General features: G+C 41.7%; 3 protein-coding genes and 1 pseudogene. 3 read left to right on the top strand and 1 reads right to left on the bottom strand.

Annotated features, from left to right (window positions below; all coding sequences use genetic code 11):
* From CON76_RS13225 to CON76_RS12965, 3 genes and pseudogenes are all read left to right on the top strand, one after another.
* Positions 1-333 (top strand): annotated as a pseudogene (locus CON76_RS13225) (hypothetical protein); the annotation flags it as partial.
* Between the two features lie 9 nt (positions 334-342).
* Entirely contained in the window at positions 343-2,262 is a 1,920-nt protein-coding gene (locus CON76_RS12390; RefSeq protein ID WP_101103754.1) for a BNR repeat-containing protein, read from the top strand.
* The gene (locus CON76_RS12965) at positions 2,255-6,202 is read left to right on the top strand and encodes a glycosyltransferase (RefSeq protein WP_145995462.1); all 3,948 of its coding nucleotides are present in this window, start codon (positions 2,255-2,257) and stop codon (positions 6,200-6,202) included. Before CON76_RS12390 ends, CON76_RS12965 begins: the two co-directional genes overlap by 8 nt.
* Here the strand turns inward: CON76_RS12965 and CON76_RS13890 are convergent.
* Positions 6,153-6,370: transposase (locus tag CON76_RS13890; protein WP_205758240.1), on the bottom strand; the 218-nt coding region annotated here is incomplete at its 5' end. The two genes, CON76_RS12965 and CON76_RS13890, sit on opposite strands and share 50 nt — an antisense overlap.

Below are 6,370 nucleotides of genomic sequence, written 5' to 3'. Positions count from 1 at the left end.
TCCGAAGCGCAAGCCAAAGCGGCACTGCAAAAGACCACCGCCGAGCTGCAAAAAACCCAAGCCGACTTGCAAGCCCAACTGGCAGCGGAAACTCAGGCCAAACAAGCGGAAACGGCAGCGAAGGTCGAAGCCCTGAAGCAACGCGATGCCGAAGCGCAAGCCAAAGCGGCACTGCAAAAGCAGCTAGAAGAATTTGAGCAACGTCAGCCCTCCTTGGAGGCAGAAAACCAAGAACTGAGGCACCGTCAACAGCTTCAGCAAGATGAACTCTTCAAGGCTGAAGCTCAAATTGAGCTCATCAAAGACTTGTTGCTGCGTGATGCTGGGCTTTGAGGTAAAAGTATGCTGAATTCATTGCGCCATTGGCTGATCCGGTTGCTGGGTGGCGAAGCATCTGCTCTGGTCACGCAGCCCGAGCTGCCCGAACACCATACAGCAGATGCGTTGCATCTAGGTGTAGCCAATAATGCCGTGGATGCGGTGCCGCACGCCACTCATCTCGTTCCTTACGACGAAAACCTGCTTGAACGCGCCCGCACGCAATGGCAGTTTGGCGATTGGAACAGCTTGGCCCAGCTCGACCGCGATACCTTGCAGCACCACCCTGACCGTGCCAAGCTGGCACTGCTGGCGGCGGCGGGGCGGTTGCAAACCGGCAACAACAGCGAAGCCAAGGCTTACATTCGACTGGCCCAAGACTGGGGTGTCAGCAAAAAGATCATCAGCCAGATTTTGATCGCTGGCGTGCACAACAGCATTGCCTGTGCTGCAAGCATTGGTGGTCAGCAGCAACGTGCGCTGGAACATTTCGACCGGGCCATCATGATTGGCACGCCCGGTTCGGATCAACGCCTGATTACCCAAGCCCGCATCAATGAACAGCATAGGCAACTGGGGTTGCCCACCTTGACGCTGGCCACTGCCTCAGCAACACCAGCTTTTGCCAAGCGTCCGACTTTCAAGGTCACTACGCTGGCCACCCACAACTTGGGTGATGCTTGGGCAGGTAATACCGGCACCCCTTGCCACCATGGCATCCTGACGTACAACAACACCCAGTACATTGCCTTCTATGTCGATACTCACACTCTGCGGTTGGTGCAGCGTGACTTGGCGCGTGACACGCTAAAAACCTTCGATCTGCCCGGTGAGTACAACCTGCGCCATACCGACAACAGCATCAGCATGGGTATCGACCGCAAGGGTCATCTGCACATCAGTTACGGCCACCACGCCACGCAACTGCGTTATCGACGTTCGATCAATCCTAGCGATATAGGTGCGTGGACCGAAGAGTTGCCCATGACGGCTGCCGCTGAAGAAACGGTAATGTGCCCCGCCTTTATCCTACCGCGCCACGGTTTTCCACTGACGCTCTTGTACCGCGATGGCATACACGACAAAGGTACGGCACGCATCAAGACCTACGACGAAGCCACACAAACCTGGAACAACCACCCTCAGCCCATTCTGAGCGGATCGGAACAAGTCCCTTGGGCCAGCAATGCGTACTGGAGCCATCCTGCCGTTGGCACCGATGGATCGCTACATCTTTCCTTGGTATGGCGCACCCATAATCTGGGCGAAGAGCAGCACAACATCAACATCGGCTATGCCTGTTCATACGACAACGGGCTGACTTGGCAAACCTCACGCAAGCATCCCTACAAGCTACCGATTACCCCAGTGAATGCGCAAGCCATTCACTCCGCATCGACCGGCAGTAATTTGCTCAATCAAACCAGCATGTCGCTGGACAGCCACAACCACCCCCATATCGTTTTCTGTGTGAGTGACTCTGATGGCATTCCCCAATACCAGCACTTGTGGTTCGACGGTAAGGTGTGGCACCACCAAATTGTTTCCAGTCGCACTCAAGCCTTCAACCTGCAAGGCGGCAGCACGCTCCAAATTCCTATCAGCCGGCCAGAAATCGTCATCGACTGTCACGATGATGTTTACATCATCACGCAGGGCGATCACACAGGAAATCGAATGGTGGCGACATGTCTACCAGCGCCAAAATTTATTTATCAAACAGAAAATACCCTATCAATTTTTGATCAAGACGCAAAACTTTCTGATCTAATAATTGATCGAACAAACTGGAGTAAAAATGGCATATTAACGATGGTTTTTCAATTCGGTTCACAGCCGAATAATGATCTTTCGGTTTCTAATCAATTTGGCCCAATAATTCTAATTGAAAAAAAATTCAACCGCTTTCAGAAATCTATCTGCCTAAAAAATCCATATGAATAATTTGCACTCAAAAAATATCCTTGCTCAAGCAAACATTGCATTGCGAGAAAAAGAATACAAAAAAGCTATTAGCCTATATGAGGAGGCTATAAAAAAAATACCAGAATTAAAGAATTCAATTGCCGCTAATATTTATTTAGCAGAGAAAAGACTGAAACTTCAATGTGAAAAATCAGAAAAATTTTTGCCTAACTGTGAAAGCAAAGATAAACCAAACGACTTTTTGGAAAAAGTTGAGTGCAATAAATCTAAAATTGCCGTGCTCGTTCACGCTTTTTACCCAGATGTTTTTGAAAAAATAATCACAAAGCTTTCTAGAATAGGATGTGCGTTTGATTTATTTATTAGCTCGTCACCAGAAAATCAAGAGTGGGTACAATCCGCAGCAATACAAAAATTTCCAAATACAAATTTTCTGATCTTTGAAAATATTGGAATGGATATATACCCTTTTCTTGAGTCTGTGAAAATTCTATCAAAAAAAGGCTACGAGATTGTTTGTAAGGTGCATACTAAAAGGGGAGATGGCCCCTTAGGTGATGCATGGCAAAACATAATGCTTGATTCTCTGATAGGCTCAGAAAAAAGCTTTATGGAAGTTAAATCTTATTTTGAAAATGAACCAAACTTGGGAATGGCTGGCCCAGCAGGCACTTATCAATCAGCAAAGCGATTGATGCTTGAAAATAAAGAAAAAATCGAAAAACTTCACGGCGACATTTGGGGGGTAGGACTAAATAATGAAGACTGGGGATTTTTTTGTGGAACAATGTTTTGGGCCAGATTGTCTATTTTTGATAAACTTCAAAAAAATCTCTATAAATTCAAAAATAGCTTTGGTAGTAAATATAAAAAAGACGGGCTAATAGAGCATGCCTTGGAACGCATGTTTGGTCTACTTCCCGTTATTGAAAATAAATCCATAGGGCTTATTCATCGCGACAAAAATAAAAAATATAGTTGCCTGGAGATCGGGAACCCCCTTGATATAGTGGGGCACGCAGATATTAGAGATGTCCTAACTCAATACTCCCAACTAAGTTCAGATACCACCCTATTGAATGACTCCGAATTATTTGATGCTAATTATTACAAGCAAACACTCCCTTTATCACTAAGATTAAAAAACATCGACTTGGCGGAGCATTATCTATTGATTGGCAGTCATAAATCAAAACAGCCAAATGATTTTTTTTCTCCTTCAGATTACAGATTGCTCCACAAAGACGTTGTCAAAGCCAGAATTGACCCTTTCGTTCACTATATAAAATCTGGAGCAAGAGAAGGGAGACGAGTTTGGCTTAACGACACTAAAGAGAAGCAAAATACTGGATTTCGCTTTCGTGTTATTCAACAAGAAATAATAAACTGGAAAAAACTGAGTCTCGTTAATAAAAACAAACAACTGGTGTCAATAATTATTCCAGTTTACGGGCAGCCTGATCTGTTAGAAAAATGTATTGAATCCATATACAAAGTTAAAAGCAATATTAACTTTGAGGTTGTACTGGTAGATAATAGATATGATGAGTCTACAACAATTTGCATTAACAAAATCGCTTCAGAAAAAAAATCTGTCGTTGTTGTTAAAAACAATTTCAACTTAAACTTTTCTCTTGGCTGCAATGTTGGATTTCTAAAATCTAAAGGGTTTTACTCTATTTTCTTAAACTCTGACACAGAGGTTACCGACTATTGGATTGAAAATTTAATTTCACCATTGGCGCATGAATCTATTGTAGCTGTTCAACCAAAGCTAATTTACTCGGATGGGACTGTGCAGTGCATCGGAATGGTAACCTCTCCTTGGAGCGCTTTACCCTACCAACTTTATAATGGTGCAAGCGAAACAGATAAACATGTCAACTATGCTAGACAGTTTTATGTTGTATCAGCAGCGTGTATAGCAGTAAAATCTGAAAGTTTTATTCAAGTTGAAGGATTTGACCCTCTATATGTAAATGGATGGGAAGACGTAGATTTTTGTTTAAAGCTTACATCCGATAAAAACAAAAAATGCTGGTACACCCCTGATGCAACCGTGATTCATCACGAGAGCAAATCTCACGGACGCGGAAAATATGTTGAAGTAAATAGAAAGACATTTCTTGATAAGTGGAGGGGGGCTGTCCATGAGGATGCAGATAAAAGTTATTTAGCTGATGGTTTTCTCCCTGTACAATGGAAGCCAGATAACCTTGATTTTCTAGAAAAAGGGATTTCTATGTATTTCCCTGTTCTCGAAAAATATGACGCTCACCTCGGTTGCTCTTTACTTAAAAATACGAACAGCCCATTCGTTCTCAAAAATATTTCAGATATCTATTCAGAAAGGTCATTTCTTGATTTTTATATCAAGGGAAATTCTAATTTTTTTGAGGATGCGCCGACAGTTTTGCTCGCTGCACATTCTTCCTCGACAGAAATATTTGGAAGTGAGAGAAGTTTTATTGATTTATTGAGTGTGCTCAAATCGATTTCTTTGAATGTAATTGTAACACTTCCAGCTCGTCCAGGATTAGAATATTTAAAATTAATATTAGAACAGTGTTTTGAGGTTTGGGTTTTTTATTATGAACACTGGACTCAGAAGAAACCACATTCCAATCCGGTGATCAATCGATTTAAATATATAATAAAAAATCGCAACGTAGATTATGTGTATTCAAACACAATAATGAACAATGAGGCATCAATAGCTGCACATTCATCTGGTGTGCCACTAATTACTCACGTTCGCGAATTAATAAAAGACGATATAGCTCTTGAGAATTATATCGGAATGGATGCAGATGATATTGTAAATAAAATTGAAGAAAATTCTGATTGCATCGTTGCTAATTCAAAAACGACAGCAAATATGTTCTTCGACCACAAAAAAGTCATTGCTGCAAGAAATGTAGTGCAGTTTTCTGATTTTAATTTTGAAAACATCATCAATCCAAATAGAATATTCTTTGGGCTTATAAGTAGTAATATTCCAAAGAAAGGAATATATGATTTTTTTGAACTAGCTAAACGATGTGAAAAATTAGCGCCCAATGCTGTTTTTTCCCTAATAGGTCCTATCAATGACTATGTCAAAAAAATTATAAACGACTTTAATCCTGATGATTTCCCAAGGAACACTTTAATTTCTGGATATGCAAACAGTTCGCATTCTGCAATTTCTTCAGTTAATGTGGTATTGTCTCTATCAAATTTTTCGGAGTCTTTTGGTAGAACAATCGCCGAAGGTTTTGCTGCATCTAGGCCGGCAATCGGATATCAGCGCGGTGCTGTCCCAGAGTTAATTAAAAACAATTATAATGGATATCTAGTAAATCCGGGTGATATGAATGAGTTAGTTAATGCGGTAATTAAATTATCGAGCACTCCTCAATTAATTAAAGAGTTTGGAGCTAAAGGAAGAGAGCACGTCATGAAACACTGTTCTTTTCCTCAACTAAGGAAAGGAATTTTTATTTCTTTTTTGATTTCCTACCTATCAAAATACTCATCTAGCATCCGAGCCAGAAATCGCCTTCTCAAAACAGTGGAGACATGGTCGCAAAGTAATCTTGAAAACTACTACATTAATTTGGTAAGCGGTCTATTTAAAAATCTATGCGTTATTATTCCAATATATAATGCGTATGAAGAATTGCTAAATTGCTGGCATTCTGTTAAAGAAAAAAGCAAAGGAAAAAATATTAAATTTGTTTTAATAGATGACGGCAGTACCGATGCAAAGGTTAAAGAGTTTCTTTTTTCTATCTCAAGCCTAGAAAATGTTAAGATTTTATTTAACGAAGCCAACATTGGCTATACAAAAACGATTAACAAAGCAATTAATTTATGCGGCGATTCAGATGTAATACTCTTAAATAAGTTGGGCACAATAAGTTTTTTCAAAAGTCGAGTTGGTATTTTTCGCCAAAGTTATCAAATACATGCTTGATGTCGCGTTCCAGCGCTTCCTTGGTGCGGTGGCAGGCCTCCAGCCAGCGGTACTTCATGGTGTGCCAAAGCATTTCGATGCGGTTGAGCTCGGGGCTGTAGGCGGGCAGGAAGTACAGCGTCAGGCCGTTCTCCTCCTGCAGCACCTTCAGTGCCGATTGAATGGCCT

Source organism: Macromonas bipunctata (assembly GCF_002837135.1).
Classification (GTDB): Bacteria; Pseudomonadota; Gammaproteobacteria; order Burkholderiales; family Burkholderiaceae_C; genus Macromonas_A; species Macromonas_A bipunctata.
The sequence above is the reverse complement of the archived record's forward strand: the minus strand, read 5'-3'. Positions and strand labels throughout refer to the sequence as shown.

Coding starts and splice junctions, on each gene's coding strand:
- CON76_RS12390 (WP_101103754.1), top strand. CDS start 343: ATGCTGAATTCATTGCGCCATTGGCTGATCCGGTTGCTGGGTGGCGAA.
- CON76_RS12965 (WP_145995462.1), top strand. CDS start 2,255: ATGAATAATTTGCACTCAAAAAATATCCTTGCTCAAGCAAACATTGCA.